The organism is Pseudomonas sp. LBUM1640 (genome assembly GCF_059716225.1).
The window spans coordinates 946,260-965,588 of sequence record NZ_CP166816.1; the positions used below are offsets into that span (position 1 = coordinate 946,260).

The 19,329-nt window shown below is 62.0% G+C and carries 14 protein-coding genes and 2 pseudogenes; 8 read left to right on the top strand and 8 right to left on the bottom strand.

Annotation, left to right across the window (positions count from 1 at the left end):
• The first annotated feature begins 103 nt into the window (after window positions 1-103).
• Entirely contained in the window at window positions 104-808 is a 705-nt protein-coding gene (locus tag ACA065_RS04190; protein WP_497695296.1) for a methyl-accepting chemotaxis protein, read from the top strand.
• Window positions 809-935: 127 nt separating this feature from the next.
• Complete coding sequence (locus ACA065_RS04195; RefSeq protein WP_497693439.1) at window positions 936-1,364, top strand: hypothetical protein; 429 nt, start codon at window positions 936-938, stop codon at window positions 1,362-1,364.
• Here ACA065_RS04195 and ACA065_RS04200 read toward each other — a convergent pair.
• Both ACA065_RS04200 and cra read right to left on the bottom strand, forming a co-directional pair.
• Window positions 1,311-2,087, bottom strand: coding sequence for a TatD family hydrolase (locus tag ACA065_RS04200; RefSeq protein WP_497693440.1), 777 nt, complete (start codon window positions 2,085-2,087; stop codon window positions 1,311-1,313). The genes ACA065_RS04195 and ACA065_RS04200 overlap by 54 nt on opposite strands.
• A gap of 2 nt (window positions 2,088-2,089) precedes the next feature.
• Window positions 2,090-3,085, bottom strand: a complete 996-nt coding sequence (cra, locus tag ACA065_RS04205) for a catabolite repressor/activator (RefSeq protein ID WP_497693441.1) — start codon at window positions 3,083-3,085, stop codon at window positions 2,090-2,092.
• 294 nt (window positions 3,086-3,379) lie between these two features.
• Here cra and ptsP point away from each other — a divergent pair, with 294 nt between their 5' ends.
• The 4 genes from ptsP to ACA065_RS04225 all read left to right on the top strand — a co-directional run bounded on the left by ptsP (window position 3,380) and on the right by ACA065_RS04225 (window position 10,642).
• Window positions 3,380-6,238: a phosphoenolpyruvate--protein phosphotransferase gene (gene ptsP / locus ACA065_RS04210; protein WP_497693442.1), complete on the top strand. Its 2,859-nt coding sequence runs from the start codon at window positions 3,380-3,382 to the stop codon at window positions 6,236-6,238.
• Entirely contained in the window at window positions 6,239-7,180 is a 942-nt protein-coding gene (pfkB, locus tag ACA065_RS04215; protein ID WP_497693443.1) for a 1-phosphofructokinase, read from the top strand.
• 11 nt (window positions 7,181-7,191) lie between these two features.
• Complete coding sequence (locus ACA065_RS04220) at window positions 7,192-8,907, top strand: PTS fructose-like transporter subunit IIB (RefSeq protein WP_497693444.1); 1,716 nt, start codon at window positions 7,192-7,194, stop codon at window positions 8,905-8,907.
• A 193-nt stretch (window positions 8,908-9,100) separates the two neighbouring features.
• Window positions 9,101-10,642 carry an alkaline phosphatase D family protein gene (locus ACA065_RS04225; RefSeq protein WP_497693445.1) on the top strand — a complete coding sequence of 514 codons (1,542 nt, stop codon included), beginning with the start codon at window positions 9,101-9,103 and terminating at the stop codon, window positions 10,640-10,642.
• 132 nt (window positions 10,643-10,774) lie between these two features.
• Here the strand turns inward: ACA065_RS04225 and ACA065_RS04230 are convergent, their stop codons facing one another.
• A complete protein-coding gene (locus tag ACA065_RS04230; RefSeq protein WP_497693446.1) occupies window positions 10,775-13,300 on the bottom strand; it encodes a PepSY domain-containing protein in 2,526 nt (841 codons plus the stop codon).
• Window positions 13,301-13,608: 308 nt separating this feature from the next.
• On the opposite strand from ACA065_RS04230, the pseudogene ACA065_RS04235 reads away from it, so the two are divergent.
• Both ACA065_RS04235 and ACA065_RS04240 read left to right on the top strand, forming a co-directional pair.
• Window positions 13,609-13,830 (top strand): annotated as a pseudogene (locus tag ACA065_RS04235) (PKHD-type hydroxylase); the annotation flags it as partial.
• Between the two features lie 17 nt (window positions 13,831-13,847).
• Window positions 13,848-14,148: pseudogene (locus tag ACA065_RS04240) on the top strand (sel1 repeat family protein); the annotation flags it as partial.
• 77 nt (window positions 14,149-14,225) lie between these two features.
• Here ACA065_RS04240 and ACA065_RS04245 read toward each other — a convergent pair.
• The 5 genes from ACA065_RS04245 to ACA065_RS04265 form a co-directional block, all read right to left on the bottom strand.
• The gene (locus ACA065_RS04245) at window positions 14,226-15,389 is read right to left on the bottom strand and encodes a type III PLP-dependent enzyme (RefSeq protein ID WP_497693447.1); all 1,164 of its coding nucleotides are present in this window, start codon (window positions 15,387-15,389) and stop codon (window positions 14,226-14,228) included.
• Window positions 15,390-15,866: 477 nt separating this feature from the next.
• Complete coding sequence (locus ACA065_RS04250; protein WP_497693448.1) at window positions 15,867-17,024, bottom strand: osmoprotectant ABC transporter ATP-binding protein OsmV; 1,158 nt, start codon at window positions 17,022-17,024, stop codon at window positions 15,867-15,869.
• Window positions 17,021-17,674: an ABC transporter permease gene (locus tag ACA065_RS04255; protein ID WP_497693449.1), complete on the bottom strand. Its 654-nt coding sequence runs from the start codon at window positions 17,672-17,674 to the stop codon at window positions 17,021-17,023. The genes ACA065_RS04250 and ACA065_RS04255 overlap by 4 nt, the downstream gene beginning before the upstream one ends.
• Window positions 17,675-17,685: 11 nt before the next feature.
• Complete coding sequence (locus ACA065_RS04260) at window positions 17,686-18,582, bottom strand: glycine betaine ABC transporter substrate-binding protein (RefSeq protein WP_497693450.1); 897 nt, start codon at window positions 18,580-18,582, stop codon at window positions 17,686-17,688.
• A gap of 20 nt (window positions 18,583-18,602) precedes the next feature.
• Window positions 18,603-19,319, bottom strand: coding sequence for an ABC transporter permease (locus ACA065_RS04265; protein ID WP_025856261.1), 717 nt, complete (start codon window positions 19,317-19,319; stop codon window positions 18,603-18,605).
• Between the last annotated feature and the right edge of the window lie 10 nt (window positions 19,320-19,329).

The window sequence follows — 19,329 nt, forward strand, 5'->3', positions numbered from 1 at the left end:
CGAGTTGCAAGCCGGCCAGGTGCAGGCGGTGTCGGCCCAGAGCAATCAGGCGGTTTGCGGGCAGCGCAGCCAGATCGAACAGGTGGCTACGGCCATGAATCAAATGTCCTCCACGGCCCAGGAAGTGGCGCGCAGCGCGGCAGCGGCGGTCAGCAGTGCCCATAGCGTCAATGATGAAACCGTCAGCGGCCGTGGCCTGGTGCAATCCCAGCAGGGCAGCATTGCGCGCCTGGCCTCGGAGATTGAGGAGTCGGTGCGCGTCATCAATCAATTGGCCATCGACAGCCAATCGATCAGCAGTGTGCTGGAAGTGATCAAGAGCATCGCCGAACAAACCAACCTGCTGGCGCTGAATGCCGCGATCGAAGCGGCACGCGCCGGCGAGCAAGGCCGTGGTTTTGCGGTGGTGGCCGACGAGGTGCGCACCCTGGCCCGGCGCACCCAGCATTCCACCGAAGAAATCGAACAGATGATCAGCCGATTGCACAGCGGGGTCGGCGCAGCGGTGAAGGCCATGGGCACCAGCCACACCATGGCGAATGGCACCGTGGGGCAGTCGGAAAAGGTGCAGCAGGCCCTGGAAAATATCCTCGGTGCCGTCGGCATGATCGTCGACCAGAACCAGCAGATCGCCGCCGCGGTAGAGCAGCAGACCGCTGTCGCCCACGATATCGACCAGAACATCGTCGCGATCAATCGTGCGGGCGAGCATGCGGCCCAGGGCGCGCATCAGACCGAAACGGCGAGCCGACTGCTGTCGATGCAGGTCATCGAGTTGAAGCAATTGATCGGAGCGTTTCGCGTGTAAGTCTGGCGCGTAGGAATTTACCCTTGAGTGATGTGGTGCCTGTCCTGATTTACCTGTGGGTCTTTTTTGGGTGCGCGAATGGGTGAGAATTTATTTCAACCAGTCACGGACCAAGGGAGGCACGGCGATGGCCGCTGTTATCGGCATCAAAGGGCACTGCGCCCATTGCGACATCACGTTTTCACTCAGGCCTTGGCAACTGAACGCCATTGCCATCGATGAGCCCTTTGGCTGCCCGTACTGCCAACTAATCCTGCAGTTGAACTGCCCAAGGCAGCTGCGCCAATTTAAATCGCTGGACCACTGGGCCATGGTGCACCCGAGCATGATGGTACTGACCAGTGTGGTGCTGATTGTGGCGATGGTGGCTGAGTGGGTGGGGTTGCTCAGCGTGATCGGGCAACTCAATGTTTCACTGGTGGTCGTGCTGGTGCATTTCCTGGTGCTGCGTTATGCCCGTCATCGCCAGCGGCTGACGCTGGACTTGCAAGCCGTCAACCCACTACCAATTGAACAGCTCGCACGCATTGCGTGTGCTCGTCTCGGCCAACAATAAGGGGCTGATGCCCAGGCGTTCGGCCAAGGCGGTGCAGATGTCCGGCAGGTGTTGCGGGCTGTTGCGCTGGCCTGGGTACATGGCGGGCGCCATGTCCGGTGAATCGGTTTCCAGTACCACCGCGTCAAGCGGCAATTGGGCGAGCACCTTGTGCATGCGCAGCGCCTGCGGCCACGTGGCCGCACCGCCCAGGCCCAGTTTGAAGCCGAGCTTGATGTACTCGCGGGCCTCTTCAACACTGCCGGCGAACGCATGGATGATGCCGCCGCGTGGCACGCGGATGCGCTTGAGCGTGGCGACCACCGCCGCGTGGCTGCGGCGCACGTGCAGCAGCGCCGGAAGCTGGAAGTCCACCGCCAGTTTCAGCTGGGCTTCAAACAGGCTTTGCTGGCGCTCGCGGTCCAGCTGTTCGAGAAAGTAGTCCAGGCCGATTTCGCCGACGGCGCACAGTTGGCGGTGGCCGTGCAGGCGCGAAAGCCAATCGCCCAACTCGGTCAGGTCGGCGGGGCGATGCTCATCGAGGTACACCGGGTGCAGGCCGAAGGCGGCGAACAAACCTTCATCGTCTTGCACCAGATCCCACAGCCGTTGCCAGTTCTGCTGATACACCCCCAACACCACCATGCGCTGCACGCCGAGTTGCCGGCTGTGGGCGAGGACTTCGCGACGATCATGATCGAAGTCCGGGAAGTCCAGGTGGGTGTGGGTGTCGATCAGCTCCACATTCAGGCCTCGTGAATGCGCTGCTTGAAGGTCCGGCCAATGGCGTGCACGCCCGGTTGGTACTGTTCTTCCTCGATGGCGGCCAGGGCCAGGCGCAGGGCGGTGTCGGCAATCAGTTGGTGCTGCTGGGCCATGGCGTTGACCGGGAGCGGCAGGAAGTCGAGCAATTGGGTGTCGCCAAATGTGCCCAGGCGCAGCGGTCGGGATTTGAGCGGGAAGTCGTGCAGCGCATCAAACACCCCTTGCAGCAGCACGTAGGACGTGGTCACCAGCGCGTCAGGCAAATGCCCCAATTGCTGTAGAAGTTGCTCCATCAGCTGTCGGCCGCAGTCACGGCTGAAGGCTTCACCCTCTTCGATGATGACGTCACCGGTGAACCCTTGCAGGGCTTCGCGGAAACCGGCGGCACGCTCCTGGCTGATACTCAGCTCAGGCCGTGCGCCGATCAGCGCGATCTGCTTGGGCAGCGGCTGCAACAGGCTACTGGTCAGTTGCTGGCAGGCTTGACGGTCATCGCTGACTACCGAGCAGAACTGATCCGGTGCCATCACTCGGTCGATGGCAATCACTGGCAGGCCTTTGGCTTGCAGCTCGCGGTAGCTGTCATCGCTGGCCGGCAGGCAGCTGGCGACGAACAGCGCATCGCAGCGCCGAGCGCGGAACAGTTGCAGCAGCTGGCGCTCACTGCCCGCCTCATCGTCGGAGCTTGCGATCAGTAACTGATAGCCGCGAGCTCGCGCGCCTTGTTCCAACAACTTGGCAATCCGTGCGTAACTGGGGTTTTCCAGGTCCGGCAGGATAAAGCCCAAGGTGCGCGTATGCCGGCTGCGCAGCCCGGCCGCCTGGGGGTTGGGGGTAAAGCCATGGGCTTCGACCACCGCACGCACCCGCTCCACCGTTGCGGGGCTGATGCGTTGCTGTGCGGCCTTGCCATTGATGACGTAGCTTGCGGTGGTCACGGACACACCGGCCAGACGTGCGATATCACTGAGTTTCAAACCGGGATTTCCTTGTTTTTTAGAGCCTGCCCCGACATTTTGTCCAATCGTAACCGATTCCTGCACACGGCTATTGTCTGAGCTCAAGCGCTGAGTGGTCCTTCAAGCTTGCATAATTAGCGCGTAATCTGCCATAAATTCTAGATTAAACGTTTCAGCAGGCGTATTTTTGCGATGTTCGCCACTGAGTGACTACTGCCAATTGACCACTCAGTCAGTTATTTTTGAACGCCGCCACGCTGATTTATTCAAAACAATACCTAGTGCATACACTGCACTAACTAGGAGAACGGCATGCTTGAGCTCACTGTAGAGCAGATATCCATGGGCCAGGTGGCTGTGGACAAATCTGCTGCCTTGCACCTGCTCGCTGACAAACTGGTGGCCGATGGCCTGGTCGCCGAGGGTTACCTCAGTGGCTTGCAAGCCCGTGAAGCCCAAGGCTCGACCTTTCTCGGCCAAGGTATTGCCATCCCTCATGGCACTCCGCAAACCCGCGACCAAGTGTTTTCTACCGGCGTGCGCCTGCTGCAGTTCCCCGAAGGCGTGGACTGGGGCGACGGCCAGATCGTCTACCTGGCGATTGGCATTGCCGCCAAATCCGATGAACACCTGCGCCTGTTGCAACTGCTCACCCGTGCCCTCGGTGAAACCGACCTGGGCCAGGCGTTGCGCCGTGCCAGTTCCGCCGAAGCCTTGCTGAAGCTGCTGCAAGGCGCGCCGCAGGAACTGGCGCTGGATGCGCAGATGATCAGCCTGGGCGTGTCCGCCGATGATTTTGAAGAACTGGTGTGGCGCGGTGCGCGCCTGCTGCGCCAGGCCGACTGTGTGAGCAACGGCTTTGCCGCCGTATTGCAGCAAGTTGACGCATTGCCCCTGGGCGACGGCCTGTGGTGGCTGCACAGCGAGCAGACCGTGAAACGCCCGGGCCTTGCGTTCGTGACGCCGGACAAACCGATGCGTTACCTCGGCCAGCCACTCAACGGTCTGTTTTGCTTGGCCAGCCTCGGTGAAGCGCACCAGACCTTGCTCGAGCGCCTGTGCGCGTTGTTGATTGAAGGTCGCGGCCAGGAACTGGGCCGCGCCACCAGCAGCCGTGCGGTGCTCGAAGTGCTCGGCGGCGAACTGCCGCCTGATTGGCCAAGCGCGCGCATCACCCTGGCCAACGCCCATGGTTTGCACGCCCGCCCGGCAAAGATCCTCGCGCAATTGGCGAAAAGTTTTGACGGCGATATCCGCGTGCGCGTCAAAGATGGCCCAGTGGGCGCCGTGTCTGTGAAAAGCCTGAGCAAGCTGCTGAGCCTCGGCGCGCGGCGTGGCCAGGTGCTGGAGTTTATCGCTGAGCCGTCGATTGCTGGCGATGCGCTGCCCGCTCTATTGGCGGCGGTAGAAGAGGGCCTCGGCGAAGAAATCGAGCCGCTGCCGACCGTAAGTGCCCAGCCCGCCACGGTCGACATCGAACCGGTCATCAGCGCGCCCACAGCCGGCAGCCAGATCCAGGCCATCGCCGCCGCGCCTGGCATTGCCATCGGGCCTGCGCATATCCAGGTTCAGCACGTATTCGATTACCCACTGCGCGGCGAGTCTTCAGCCGTTGAACGCCAGCGCCTGCAGAGCGCCCTGGCCGATGTGCGCCGTGACATCCAGGGCCTGATCGAGCGCAGCCAAGCCAAAGCCATTCGCGAGATTTTCATCACCCACCAGGAAATGCTCGACGACCCGGAACTGACCGACGAAGTCGACACCCGCCTCAAGCAAGGCGAGAGCGCCGAAGCCGCGTGGATGAGCGTGATCGAGGCTGCTGCCAAGCAGCAGGAGGCGCTGCAGGACGCCTTGCTCGCCGAGCGCGCCGCCGACCTGCGCGACATCGGCCGCCGTGTGCTGGCGCAACTGTGCGGCGTCGACACCGCCGAGGAGCCGAGCGAGCCTTACATCCTGGTGATGGACGAGGTCGGCCCTTCTGACGTCGCGCGCCTGGACCCGGCCCGCGTCGCCGGTATTCTCACGGCGCGTGGTGGCGCCACGGCCCACAGCGCCATCGTCGCGCGGGCGTTGGGCATTCCCGCGTTGGTAGGTGCAGGCCCGGCCGTATTGTTGCTCGTGCCCGGCACGCCGTTGTTGCTTGATGGCCAGCGCGGTCGCCTGCATATCGACCCCGACGCCGCCGCCCTGCAACGCGCCACCGTCGAGCGCGACACCCGCGAGCAACGCCTGCAAGCCGCCTCGGCCCAGCGTCACGAACCGGCGCTGACCCGCGATGGCCACGCCGTGGAAGTGTTCGCCAATATCGGCGAAAGCGCCGGTGTTGCCGCGGCGGTGGAGCAGGGCGCCGAAGGCATCGGCCTGCTGCGCACCGAGCTGATTTTCATGGCGCACCCGCAAGCGCCGGATGAGGCCACCCAGGAAGCCGAATACCGTCGCGTGCTTGATGGCCTCGGTGGCCGCCCGCTGGTGGTGCGCACCCTCGACGTCGGTGGTGATAAGCCGCTGCCGTATTGGCCGATTGCCCAGGAAGAAAACCCGTTCCTCGGCGTGCGCGGTATTCGCCTGACCTTGCAGCGCCCGCAGATCATGGAAGCCCAACTGCGCGCGCTGCTGCGTTCGGCGGATAGCCGGCCGCTGCGCATCATGTTTCCCATGGTCGGCAGCGTCGATGAATGGCGCGCGGCCCGTGACATGACCGAGCGCCTGCGCCTGGAAATCCCGGTGGCGGACTTGCAGCTGGGCATCATGATCGAAGTGCCGTCCGCCGCGTTGCTGGCGCCGGTACTCGCCAAGGAAGTCGACTTTTTCAGCGTCGGCACCAACGACCTGACCCAGTACACCCTGGCCATCGACCGTGGCCACCCGACGCTGTCGGCCCAGGCCGATGGCCTGCACCCGGCGGTGTTGCAGCTGATCGACATCACCGTGCGCGCCGCCCATGCCCATGGCAAATGGGTTGGCGTGTGTGGCGAGTTGGCGGCGGACCCGTTGGCGGTGCCGGTGCTGATCGGCCTGGGTGTGGATGAGTTGAGTGTGTCGGCCCGCAGCATTCCTGAAGTAAAAGCGCGGGTGCGTGAATTCAGTCTGAGCGAGGCCCAGGGCCTGGCGCAAAAAGCCCTTGCGGTGGGTTCGCCCGCGCAAGTGCGAGCCCTAGTGGAGGCCGTGTAAATGGCGAATATTCTGACCCTGACGCTCAACCCGGCGTTGGACCTCACAGTACGCCTGGCACGCCTGCAGCCGGGTGAAGTCAACCGCAGCGAAACCTTGCTGACCCACGCCGCCGGCAAAGGCGTGAATGTGGCGCAGGTGTTGGCCGATCTTGGCCATTACGTGAGCGTGGGCGGTTTTCTCGGCGGCGCAAACCCCGAGGCTTTCGATGCACTGATCGCCAGCCGTGGGTTTGGCGACGCGTTCATCCGCGTGCCGGGCGAAACCCGCAGCAATATCAAGATTGCCGAAGAGGACGGCCGGGTCACCGACATCAACGCGCCGGGGCCTTTGGTGAGTGAGCAGGCGCAAAAAAAATTGCTGAAGCTACTGGCGGTGATCGCGCCTGAATTCGATGTGGTGGTGGTCGCCGGCAGCTTGCCGCGTGGCGTCAGCGTGCAGTGGTTCCAGGCATTGCTGGAGGAACTGAAATCGCTCGGTTTGAAAATCGCCCTCGACACCAGCGGCGAAGCCTTGCGCGCAGGCCTCAAGGTGGGCCCGTGGTTGATCAAACCCAACACTGAAGAACTCGCCGAAGCCCTGGATTGCCCCACCGATTCCATCGCACAACAGGCCCAGGCTGCCGAGCGCTTGCACGCTCAAGGCGTGGAGCATGTGGTGATCTCCCATGGCGCCGACGGTGTGAACTGGTTCAGCCCAGGCACGGCGCTGCATGCCACGCCGCCCAAGGTCAGCGTCGCCAGCACGGTGGGTGCGGGCGACTCGTTGCTGGCCGGGATGCTCCATGGGTTGCTCAGCTTTGATCTGCCGGAAACCACCCTGCGCCGGGCCACGGCGATTGCTGCGATGGCGGTTACGCAGATTGGTTTTGGTATCAGCGATGACGCGCAATTGGCGCGCCTCGAAAGCGGCGTCCATGTGCGCGCGCTAACAGAACAATAAGAGGGTTTGTGATGAAGTTAGCCATTGTTACTGCCTGCCCGAACGGCATGGTCACCAGTGTGCTGTGCGCCCGCTTGTTGGACGCCGCTGCGCAGCGCCAGGGCTTGCGCACCAGCGTTGAAGTGGTGGACGTGCAGCGCCCGGAACGCCAGTTGTCCCAGGCCACGCTCGACGACGCCGAATGGGTGTTGCTGGTCAGCAGCACGCCGGTCGACATGCAGCGGTTTGTGGGCAAGCGTGTGTTCCAGAGCACGCCGGCCCAGGCGCTGGCGGATGTGGACGCGGTATTGCGTCGCGGCGCCGAAGAGGCCGAGGTCTATGTCGCGACGCAACAGGTGGCCAAAACCGCGCCGCGTATCGTGGCGGTCACTGCCTGCCCAACCGGCGTGGCCCACACCTTCATGGCTGCCGAAGCCTTGCAGCAAACGGCCAAGCGCCTGGGCTACGACTTGCAGGTCGAGACCCAAGGCTCGGTCGGCGCGCGCACGCCGTTGAGCCCGGAGGCCATCGCCAATGCCGATGTGGTGTTGCTGGCGGCCGATATCGAAGTCGCCACCGAGCGCTTCGCCGGCAAGAAGATCTACCGTTGCGGCACCGGCATTGCCCTCAAGCAATCCGAAGCGACCCTCAACAAGGCCTTGGCCGAAGGCGCGGTGGAAAGTGCGGCGACGGGCGCGGTGGCTAAGAAGTCGGAAAAAACCGGCGTGTACAAGCACCTGCTCACCGGCGTGTCGTTCATGTTGCCGATGGTGGTGGCGGGCGGGTTGTTGATCGCCTTGTCGTTTGTGTTCGGCATTCATGCGTTTGAAGAAAAAGGCACCTTGGCGGCGGCCCTCAAAACCGTCGGCGACCAGGCCTTCATGCTGATGGTGCCGCTGCTGGCGGGTTACATCGCCTACTCGATTGCTGATCGGCCTGGGCTGGCGCCCGGCATGATCGGCGGGTTGTTGGCGGGTACATTGGGGGCAGGTTTTATCGGCGGCATCCTCGCCGGTTTCCTGGCAGGTTACTGCGTCAAGCTGATCACTCGCGCAGTGAAGTTGCCGCAAAGCCTGGAAGCACTCAAGCCGATACTGATCATTCCGTTGCTGGCGAGTTTGTTCACGGGCCTGGCGATGATCTACCTGGTCGGCCCACCGGTTGCGCGGTTGCTCACCAGCCTCACGGACTTTCTCAGCACCATGGGCACCACCAACGCGGTGCTGCTGGGCATTCTGTTGGGCGCCATGATGTGTGTCGACTTGGGCGGGCCGATCAACAAAGCGGCGTACGCGTTTTCGGTCGGCTTGCTGGCGGCTTCCAGCGGTGCGCCGATGGCCGCGACCATGGCCGCCGGGATGGTGCCGCCGATTGGCATGGGCATCGCCACGTTTCTGGCACGCCGCAAGTTTGCGCAGACCGAGCGCGAAGCCGGTAAGGCCGCGATGATTCTGGGCCTGTGCTTTATCTCCGAGGGCGCGATTCCGTTTGCGGCCAAAGACCCGCTGCGCGTAATCCCGGCCAGCATCGCCGGTGGTGCGCTGACCGGCGCATTGTCGATGTACTTCGGCTGTAAACTCGCCGCGCCGCACGGTGGCTTGTTTGTGCTGGTGATCCCGAATGCGATGAACCATGCGTTGCTGTACTTGCTGGCGATTGTTGCCGGTAGCCTGTTGACGGGGTTGGTGTATGCGCTGATCAAGCGTCCGGAAGCGGTGGAGCTGTCGGTAGCGCCGGTACAGGCCTGACACCGTTCAAAATGTGGGAGCGGGCTTGCTCGCGAAAGCAATCTGTCAGTCACCCTATTCGGCGACTGACACTGCGCTTTCGCGAGCAAGCCCGCTCCCACATTTGGATCTCCACCGTTGCTGAACCGGGTGTCATCTCTGCTTCATCCCGCCATGCTTTAGTTGCCCTTTTGATATTCAAGAGGGCACCTGCATGAGCCACTTCGATCTCGGCCGTCGCCGCGTGATGCAAGCCGTTGGCGCCGGGCTGTTACTGCCGGGCCTGGCGCCAGCGGTCATCGCCTCGGTCAAGGACCGGCCGCAACTCACCGACGGCGTGCAGTCCGGCGACCTGTTTGGCGACCGTGCGATGATCTGGAGCCGCAGCGACCGCCCGGCAAAAATGGTCGTGGAGTGGGACACCCGCAGTGTGTTCAGCAACCCGCGCAAATTCGTCTCGCCATTGGCCGACAGCCGCACCGACTTTACCGCCCGCGTCGAACTCACCGGGCTGCCGGTCGACCAGGCGATTTTCTACCGCGTGCACTTCGAAGACGCCCAGACCGGCGTCGTCAGTGAACCGTGGTTCGGCCACTTGCGCAGCGTGCCGCAACAGCGTCGCGACATCCGGTTTGTGTGGAGTGGCGACACCGTCGGCCAGGGCTTCGGCATCAACCCGGACATCGGCGGCATGCGCATCTATGAAGCCATGCGCCTGCGCCTGCCGGACTTCTTTATCCACAGCGGCGACACCATCTACGCCGACGGCCCGGTGCCGGCGCAACTGACCGTTGAAGACGGACGCATCTGGCGCAACATCACCACCGACGCCAAGAGTAAAGTGGCCGAAACCCTGGATGAATATCGCGGCAATTACCGCTACAACCTGCTCGACGAAAACGTGCGTCGCTTCAATGCCGAGGTGCCGCAGATCTGGCAGTGGGATGATCACGAGGTGGTGAATAACTGGTCGCCGAGCAAGCAGCTTGATGAGCGTTACCAGACCAAGGACATCAACACCCTGGTCGCGCGCGCGCGCCAGGCCTGGCTGGAGTATTCACCGATGCGCCGGCAAAGCGCCGACGGTGGCGGGCGGATTTATCGCAAGCTCAATTACGGCCCATTGCTGGATGTGTTTGTGCTGGATATGCGCAGCTATCGCGGCCCCAACGACGACAACCTGGGCGGCGCAAAACCTTTCATGGGCCGCGAGCAGCTGGACTGGCTCAAGCGCGAACTCAAGGCTTCCCAGGCGCAATGGAAAGTCATCGCCGCCGACATGCCCATCGGCCTTGGCGTGCCCGACGGCGAGGTCAGCCCCGGCGTGCCGCGCTGGGAAGCCATCGCCAACGGCGACCCTGGCCCGGCGCAAGGCCGCGAGCTGGAAATTGCCGAGCTGTTGGGCTTTTTGCGCGCGCAACAGGTGCGCAACCATGTGTGGCTGACTGCGGATGTGCACTACTGCGCGGCGCATCACTACCACCCGGATCGTGCGGCGTTTCAGGATTTCGAGCCGTTCTGGGAGTTTGTCGCCGGGCCGTTGAACGCGGGGAGTTTTGGGCCTAATCCACTGGACAAGACGTTTGGGCCTGAGGTGGTGTTCGAGAAGGCGCCGCCGGCGCAAAACACCTCGCCGTTCGCCGGGTTTCAGTTCTTTGGTGAGGTGCAGATTGATGGGCAGACGGCGGAGCTGACCGTGATTTTGCGTGATCTGGATGGCGTTTCAGTGTTCGAGCAGAAGCTGCAACCGGTCTGATTTGAAATGCAATTAAAACTGTGGGAGCGGGCTTGCTCGCGAATGCGGTGTGTCAGCCACTTCATCTGTCACTGATACATCGCTTTCGCGAGCAAGCCCGCTCCCACAGTTTGATCTATGTATCTTCAAGCATTAATAGACGTCCCGACGATAGCGCCCTTGCTCAATCAAGCGCTCAACCGCCTCGCTGCCCAGCACCTCGTGCAGCACCTGATCCACGCCGGTTGCCATGCCCTGCAAACTGCCGCACACATAAATCGCGGCGCCATCGGCCAGCCATCTACGCAGCACGTCTGCCGATTCGCGCAGGCGATCCTGTACATAGATCTTCTCTTGCTGATCCCGCGAAAATGCCAGGTCCAGCAAGGCCAGATCACCGCTCGCCAGCCAGCCTTGCAGCTCGTCCTGGCACAAGTAGTCATGGGCGATATTGCGTTCGCCGAACAGCAACCAGTTGCGCTGCTGGCCCTCGGCAATACGTGCCTTGAGCAAGCTGCGCAAGCCGGCAAGGCCTGTGCCGTTACCCAGCAGGATCAGCGGCATCGGCGTGTCCGGCAAGTGGAAGCCACTGTTGCGGCGCAGGCGCAAGCTGATGCTAGAACCGATGGCGGCGTGTTCCGTCAGCCAGCCCGAGCCCAGACCCAGGCTGCCGTCGGGGTGACGCTCCTGGCGCACGATCAGCTCCAATAGGCCGTCGCTGGCAATCGAGGCGATGGAGTATTCGCGCATGCCCAAGGGCACCAAGGCGTTCACCAGCGCTTGGGCATGCAGGCCGACCAGGTGCGCACGGTTGTCCGGCAGTTGGCGTGTAGCCAGGGCTTGGTTGAGGGTTTGCGCCAGGCCGTCGATCAGCACGCCATCGCTGCCGGCCAGGCCGAGGCCTTCGAGGAAGTGTTCGACGGCCGATGGGCCATTGCGTGGCAGCACTCCCACCAAGTCACCGGCCAGCCAGCCGTGTGGCGACGGCGGTGTGAGACCGAGCAGGTAGATGCTCGAACCGACGCTGCCACGATTGAGCAGGGTGCGCTGGGCCAGTGTCCAGTTTTCGTACTGGGCGGTCTGCCACGCTGCTGCCGGCGCGTGACCGGTGATCTGGCCCAGTTGCTGCTGCCAGGTGAGCAAGGCATCGGCGTCACCACTGTCGACTTCCACCGGCGCGAACAACGGGTTGCCGCCTTGGTGGGTCAGCCAGAAATGCAGGCGCCGGGCAAAGCCGCAAAAGTGTTCGTACTGGCGATCACCCAGGGCCAGTACCGAGTAGTTCAGGCCTTTGAGCGACAGGTCCTGGCCGAGCACGCTGCGTTCAAAACCACGGGCGCTGTCGGGCGCTTCGCCGTCGCCGAAAGTGCTGACTACGAACAGCGCATTTTCAGACTGGCGCAGGTCATCCTGGCTGACGCTGCCCAAGGGCTGCACCTTCACCGGCAAGCCAGCGGCCTGGAGTTGACCGGCCGTCTGCCACGCCAGTTGCTCGGCAAAACCACTTTGGCTGGCAAAACCGATCAGCCAGGCCGGGGCATCGCCAGGGTTGGCGCCGAGGCCTTTGCGCGCATCGCGTACCTGGCGTTTTTTACGCCGACGGTCCAGGTACAGCAGCCAGCCGGTAATAAAGAACAGTGGCATGCACAGCGCGCTGACGGTGAGGATGATGCGCCCGACCAGGCCGAAATAACTGCCGGTGTGCAGCGCGTAAATACTGGTCAGCAGTTGCGACTTGAGGGTCTTGCTGGCGTACCGGTCATGGACGTTGACCTCGCCGGTGGCAGGGTCGAGGTTGATCTGGTTCAGCGCGCGGTCATGCGGCGATGATTTGAGCAGGTAATACACAATGGCCGGTTGCCCGGCGACGGCCGGCATGCGGATGTTGTAAGCGCTCAGGCCGGGACCGGCGTTGGCGTAGATGCTGCTCCAGATGGCGTCGTAATTGGCCACGGGCGCGGGGCCTTCGGGCGGTGGGCCGCGTTTGCGCATGCGCTCATTGTTCGGGGCATCGGACAACAGTTTGGTCAGGCCCTGGTTGTACCAATCGTAGGACCACGACAAGCCGGTCAGCGCCGCCAACAGATAAAACAGCAGGCACCAGGTGCCGAACACCGAGTGCAAATCCCAGTTGAAGCTGCGGCCTTTTTTGCGCCAGTCAACCGTCAGCCAGGCGCGCCAGCTTGCCACTTGGCGCGGCCAGCGCAGGTACAGGCCGGAGAGGCAGAAAAACAGCAGGATCAGCGTGCAGGCGCCGGTGATTTGCCGGCCGGTGTCGCCCATGGCGAGGAAGCGGTGCAACTGCAGGATAAAGACGAACACATCCTGGCCGACAGCGTCGCCCATGTAGTCGCCCGTGTACGGGTCGAAGTAGCGCATCTGGCCACGACGCTCGCCGGGCGGTGCGCTGAAGATCACGCGCGCGGCATTGCCACTTTCGCTTTCCACCCACAGCATTGACACGGTCTTGCCTTCGGTGGCCTCAAGCTTGCGCACCAACTCGGCGGGCGGCAGTACGCCAGCTTCGCGTTTTTCGACGTGCAGGACCGTGGGGTTAAGCGCCCGCAGAATTTCATCCTGAAACGAGACCGTCGCCCCGGTAATCCCCATCAATGCCAGCACCAGCCCGGCGGTAATGCCGAAGAACCAGTGCAACTGGAACAGGGTTTTCTTCAACACGTCTGACGGCCTCGCTGAACGGGATAGATAGGTTACGGCGCGCATTATGCCGTGGGTTAACGAGAAATATTCTGTTTTGCACGCAAAAGCCCCACGCATCCGATGCGTGGGTTTCGGCCGGGCGGTTTTGATCGCTGCCGTCTGCTGTGTTTTACACCGCGGATAGGAATCAATGCCATTGGCGCCTCTCTGATTTCAGGTGATGCTCCCCATGCTGCGCCACATTCCCGGCCTGTTCTCTCGCGAGGAGATGCTGCGCATTCGCCAAGCCCTGGAAAACACCGAGTGGGCCGACGGTAAAGTCACCGCCGGGCTCCAGTCTGCACAAGGTCAACGAGGTGACTCGCGGCGCGCGCTACGCCGGGTTTTTCTGGACTCAAGGCCTGGTGCGTGAAGACAGCCAGCGTACCTTGCTGTTCGAGATGGACGGCGCCCTCCAGCAACTGACCCGCGATGTACCCGACCACCCGGCGCTGATCCAGCTCACCGGTACGTACCACAACCTGTTGCGCCGCTGGGTCGAGGTCTGAGGTGGGCTTCCAAAGTCCTGGAGGCAGCTGTCGAGGGGTATCGACGTTCAGCCGAGGGCGGCGATTTTCGAGGGCAATTCAGTTTTGCGGCGGCGTTGGCCGATAGAGGGCAGGTCGACGATGCGCTGAAGTGGTTGCGCAAAGCCCTGGCAGGCGGGAATTTGAAGTTTTTACGGGTGGCGCACCCGGCGTTGGCGGCGGCGAGTGATCCGCAGATTCGGGCGATGGCCAAGGTGTACCAACAGCTATGCTACGGAACTTGATCGTTCCCACGCTCTGCGTGGGAATGCCGCCTTGGGCGCTCCGCGTCCGCTCTAACGGCGTGACGCGGAGCGTCACCGGATGCGTGCCCACGCAGAGCGTGGGCACGATCAGGTCGTTCCCGGGACGGATGATCAGACGTAGTAAGACTTCAACGGCGGGAAGCCATTGAACTCAACCGCGCTGTAGCTGGTGGTGTACGCACCGGTCGACAGCCAGTACAAACGGTCACCAATTGCCAGGTTCAGCGGCAGGCCGTACTTGTAGTTTTCGTACATGATGTCGGCGCTGTCGCAGGTAGGGCCGGCAATCACCACTTCTTCCATCTCACCTTTCTTCTCGGTCCAGATCGGGAACTTGATGGCTTCGTCCATGGTTTCGATCAGGCCAGAGAATTTGCCCACATCCGTGTACACCCAACGCTCGACGGCGGTGCGCGATTTACGTGCAACCAATACCACTTCGCTGACCAGGATACCGGCGTTGGCGATCAACGAACGGCCCGGCTCCAGGATGATTTCCGGCAGGTCGTCGCCGAAGTCTTCCTTGAGGAAACGGATGATTTCCTGGGCGTAGGTTTCCAGGCTGTTGGTGCGGGTGATGTAGTTGGCCGGGAAGCCGCCGCCCATGTTGATCAGCTTGAGGTGGATGCCGTCTTCTTCTTTCAGGCGCTCGAAGATCACTTTGACCTTGGCGATCGCTGCGTCCCACACGCTGATGTCGCGCTGTTGCGAACCGACGTGGAACGAGATGCCGTACGGCACCAGGCCCAGGTCGCGGGCGAGGATCAGCAGGTCCATGGCCATGTCGGTCTGGCAGCCGAATTTGCGCGACAACGGCCAGTCAGCCGTGGTCGAGCCTTCGGTGAGAATACGCACATACACTTTCGAGCCCGGCGCAGCCTTGGCAATGTTGCGCAGGTCGGCTTCGGAGTCGGTGGAGAACAGGCGCACGCCTTTATCAAAGAAGTAGCGGATATCCTTGGATTTCTTGATGGTGTTGCCGTAGCTGATACGGTCGGCGCTGACGCCGCGATCCATCACCTTGTCCAGCTCGTAGATCGAGGCGATGTCGAAGCTCGAACCCTTGTCTTTCAACAGGTCGATGATCTCGACGGCCGGGTTGGCCTTGACCGCGTAATAGACTTTGGCGAATTCGAAACCGGCGCGCAGGTCATCGTAGGCCTGGCTGATCATCGCGGTGTCGATCACCACGAACGGGGTTTCTTGCTTGTCGGCGAACGCCTTCATTTTGTCAAAAGTGGCGCGCGCGAAATAATCTTCGACGTTGATCGACATGCTGGGAACTCCTAAGGGCAAACGGTAGTAATCAATGGGTGCAACTGAACGTCCTCCGTATCCCCACTTTGGTTCGCCTACTTCCCAAGGCATGTCGCCGAAAGCAAAAAGGCCATGGGATAACCGCTGCCCTTGGCCTTGCTGTCTCGTCGTCAGTACTTGAGCCGGATGGATCGTTTCCAGCATGGACGTTCGGCGCGAACTTTAGGACGTGAGGGGCTATAGATCAACTAAAAATGTCGCGTTTTTGCACGCGTTCGTCGCAGGACCCGGTGCAGCTACTTATGTAACCGACAGGTGTGACGGATTGATGTTCCCCGGATGGGGATAATTGGAAGGGTTTCCCTGACACACCGGAAGCCAAATGTGGGAGCGGGCTTGCTCGCGAAAGCGGTGTATCAGTCAATATATTCAGTGACTGACACTCCGTATTCGCGAGCAAGCCCGCTCCCACAGTTTGTACTGAGTGGTGTCAGGTCAGGCCAATGCTGTCTCGGCAGGCGAAACGATGCTGGTCTTGCCGCCACGCGACTTACCAGAGCTCAGGTACTCAGCAATCGACTCCTGGGTCACTTCCCCCAGGAACACCCGCTCCGCGTCCATCACCGGCAACCACGAACGGTTGAACTCGTACATGCGCGACAACAGGATGCGCAAATGCTCGTCATACGCCGCTGTGGCGTTGAACTCGCGCAAGTACTGGCTGCACGTACCGGTCTGACGGTGCAGGTCGCGACGTCGTACATAACCCAGCGCTTTGTTCTCGGCACAGGTGACCACCACGTAGCGGCGGTCGGTTTCGTCCATCAGCTCCAGCGCCTCAGCTACGGGGGTTTCCGGGCTTACCGACGGGGCGTTGTCCGCCGCGTCTTCGGCTTTCACCAGCAGCAGGCGCTTGAGGGTGCTGTCCTGGCCGACAAAATTGCTCACGAACTCATCAGCCGGATGCGCCAGCAGGGTGTCCGGATGGTCGATCTGCAGCAGCTTGCCGGCGCGGAAGATCGCAATCTTGTCGCCCAGCTTGATGGCTTCGTCGATGTCGTGGCTGACCATGATCACGGTCTTGTTCAGCGCGCGCTGCATCTCGAAGAACTCGTTCTGGATCATCTCGCGGTTGATCGGGTCGACCGCGCCGAACGGTTCGTCCATCAGCAGCAGCGGCGCATCGGCCGCCAGGGCGCGGATCACACCGATACGCTGTTGTTGGCCACCCGACAGCTCACGCGGGTAGCGGTGCAGGTACTGCTTGGGCTCCAGCTTGATCATGCTCATCAACTCGCGGGCGCGGTCGTGGCATTTCTGCTTGTCCCAGCCGAGCAGCTTGGGCACGACCACGATATTTTCCTCGATGGTCATGTTCGGAAACAGGCCGATCTGCTGGATCACGTAACCGATGTTGCGGCGCAAGGTCACCTCATCCAGGTCGGTGGTGTCTTCGCCGTTGATCAAAATCTTGCCCGAGGTGGGCTTGATCAGGCGGTTGATCATTTTCAGCGTGGTGCTCTTGCCGCAACCCGACGGGCCGAGGAACACACAAATCTCGCCTTCATTGACGGTCAGGCTTACGTCGTTCACGGCGGAGACAGTTTTGCCGTTGCTTTGAAAAGTCTTGGTCAGGTTTTGAAGTTCGATCATTTGAGCAGTCCTTTTGGAGTCAGCGAGCGTTGCAGCCATTGCAGAAGCAGGTCGGCGAAGATGGCCAGAAGACTGACCAGTACGGCGCCAACGATCAGCATCGACATGTCGCTGCGGCTGATGGAAGCCAGAATAAGTACACCCAGGCCACCGGCGCCGATGGTGGCGGCGATGGTCATCACACCAATGTTCATCACCACGGCGGTGCGCACACCGGCGAGGATCACCGGCACGGCGATAGGCAGTTCGACCATGCGCAGGCGCTGGCCGAAGGTCATGCCGATGCCGCGTGCAGCTTCGCGAATGCCCGGATCTACGCCGGTCAACGCCAGGTAGGTGTTACGCATGATCGGCAGCAGCGAATAGAGAAACACCGCAGTGATCGCCGGCATCGGCCCCAGGCCCTGGCCGAACTTGGAGTAGAACGGCAGCAGCAGGCCGAACAGGGCGATGGACGGCACCGTCAGCAGTACCGTGGCGCTGGCTTGCAGTGGGCCGGCCAGGGTTGGGAAGCGCGTCATCAGCACGCCCAGAGGCACACCCACGACGATTGCCAGAATGACGGCAATGCCGACCAGGGTGATGTGCTGCCAGGTCAGTTGCAGGACAAGTGCCCAATCAAGATGGGAAAAGGCGTTCAGGAATTCCATGTCTTCTCCTCTTATGGGTTGATCGGATGTTGGCGCAGGAAGTCTGCGGCCACGGCGGAAGGGCTTTCATGGTCGACGTCGACCCGCGCGTTCAGCTGGCGCATGGTTGCATCGTCGAACAGCGCGGCGAGAGGCTTGAGGTCAGCTTCCAGCTGCGGGTGAGCATCCAGATAAACCTGACGCACCACGGGCGCGGCGGTGTAGTCCGGGAAGTAGTGCTTGTCGTCTTCGAGCAGCTTCAATTTGAAGGCGTCCAGGCGACCGTCGGTGGTGTAGACCAAACCGGCAAACACTTGGCCATTACGCAGCGCGGTGTAGACCAGGCCGGCGTCCATCTGCCGGGTGTTTTTGCGGGTCAAGTTCATGCCGTACAGCTTGACCATGCCAGCCATGCCGTCGGAACGGTTGGCGAACTCGGTGTCCAGGGCCACCAGGCGCGTGCCTTTGGTTTTTTCCGCCAGGGCGGTGGTCAGGTCGCTGATGCTGTTGATCTGCGGGAATTCCTGGGCCACGTTCTCCGGCAGCGCCAACGCGTAGGTGTTGCTGAATTTCGACGGCGACAGCCAGACCAGGCCTTTTTTCGCGTCGAGTTCTTTAACCCGAGCGTAGGACTGTTCGCTGTCGAGCTTCTCGTCCACATGGTTGTAGGCCACCAGCGACACACCGGTGTATTCCCAAATCAGGTCCAGTTGCCCGCTTTCCTGGGCACTGCGCGCCAGGTTGCTGCCCAGGCCGCCGGTCACGCGGGTGTCATAGCCCTTGGCGCGCAGGTACTGGGAAGTGATTTCGGCGAGCAGAGTCTGTTCGGTGAACACCCGGGCGCCGATGCGAATGACTGGTTTTTCTGCGGCTTGCGCAAAACCTGCAAACAGCAGGACGCAGCTCAATATCAACGTCAATTTTTTCATGTGATTTCCTTTGCCAAGCCTTAAGACGGACGCAACCCGCGTTCCAGCCAGAGGCGGCTGGCCATGGTCACCAGACCGTCGAGCAGCAAAGCCAGCAACGCGGTGCACGCGGCGCCGAGCAGCAATTGCGGCTGATTGTTCAGGGCGATGCCGGGGAAGATCAGGCTGCCCAGGCTGTTGGCGCCAATCAGAAACGCCAGCGGTGCGGTGCCGACGTTGATCGCCAGGGCCACACGCACACCGCCGATGATGATCGGCACGGCGTTGGGCAACTCCACGCGAAACAGCACCTGACGCGGCGTCATGCCGATGCCGGTGGCGGCTTCTTTCAGCGAGCCTTGAACGTTTTTGAGGCCTTCGTAGGTGTTGCGCACAATGGGCAGCAACGAGGCGAGGAACAGCGCGAAGATGGCCGGGCCACTGCCGATGCCGAGGACGCCGAGGGCGATGGCCAGTACGGCCAGGGGAGGGACGGTGTTGCCGATGTTGAAGATCTGCATGAAGCGTTCTGCGCGCCCGACCATGTTCGGTCGGCTGAGCAGGATACCGGCGGGGATCCCTACAACGAGGGCAGCCAGCATGGAGACAAGAACGAGGATCAGGTGTGCTTGCAGGTAAAACAACAAATCGTCGCGGTACAGTTCGATCGTGTTGATGCCGATCCAGTGGACCAGCAGGGCCAGGAGAGCGACGACAACCGCTCCTCCTATCAGCCCTTTGCCATAGCGAATAGCCACAGGCGGACTC

Coding starts and splice junctions, on each gene's coding strand:
- ACA065_RS04190 (WP_497695296.1), top strand. CDS start 104: ATGTCCTCCACGGCCCAGGAAGTGGCGCGCAGCGCGGCAGCGGCGGTC.
- ACA065_RS04195 (WP_497693439.1), top strand. CDS start 936: ATGGCCGCTGTTATCGGCATCAAAGGGCACTGCGCCCATTGCGACATC.
- ptsP (WP_497693442.1), top strand. CDS start 3,380: ATGCTTGAGCTCACTGTAGAGCAGATATCCATGGGCCAGGTGGCTGTG.
- pfkB (WP_497693443.1), top strand. CDS start 6,239: ATGGCGAATATTCTGACCCTGACGCTCAACCCGGCGTTGGACCTCACA.
- ACA065_RS04220 (WP_497693444.1), top strand. CDS start 7,192: ATGAAGTTAGCCATTGTTACTGCCTGCCCGAACGGCATGGTCACCAGT.
- ACA065_RS04225 (WP_497693445.1), top strand. CDS start 9,101: ATGAGCCACTTCGATCTCGGCCGTCGCCGCGTGATGCAAGCCGTTGGC.
- ACA065_RS04245 (WP_497693447.1), bottom strand. CDS start 15,389: ATGTCGATCAACGTCGAAGATTATTTCGCGCGCGCCACTTTTGACAAA.
- ACA065_RS04250 (WP_497693448.1), bottom strand. CDS start 17,024: ATGATCGAACTTCAAAACCTGACCAAGACTTTTCAAAGCAACGGCAAA.
- ACA065_RS04255 (WP_497693449.1), bottom strand. CDS start 17,674: ATGGAATTCCTGAACGCCTTTTCCCATCTTGATTGGGCACTTGTCCTG.
- ACA065_RS04260 (WP_497693450.1), bottom strand. CDS start 18,582: ATGAAAAAATTGACGTTGATATTGAGCTGCGTCCTGCTGTTTGCAGGT.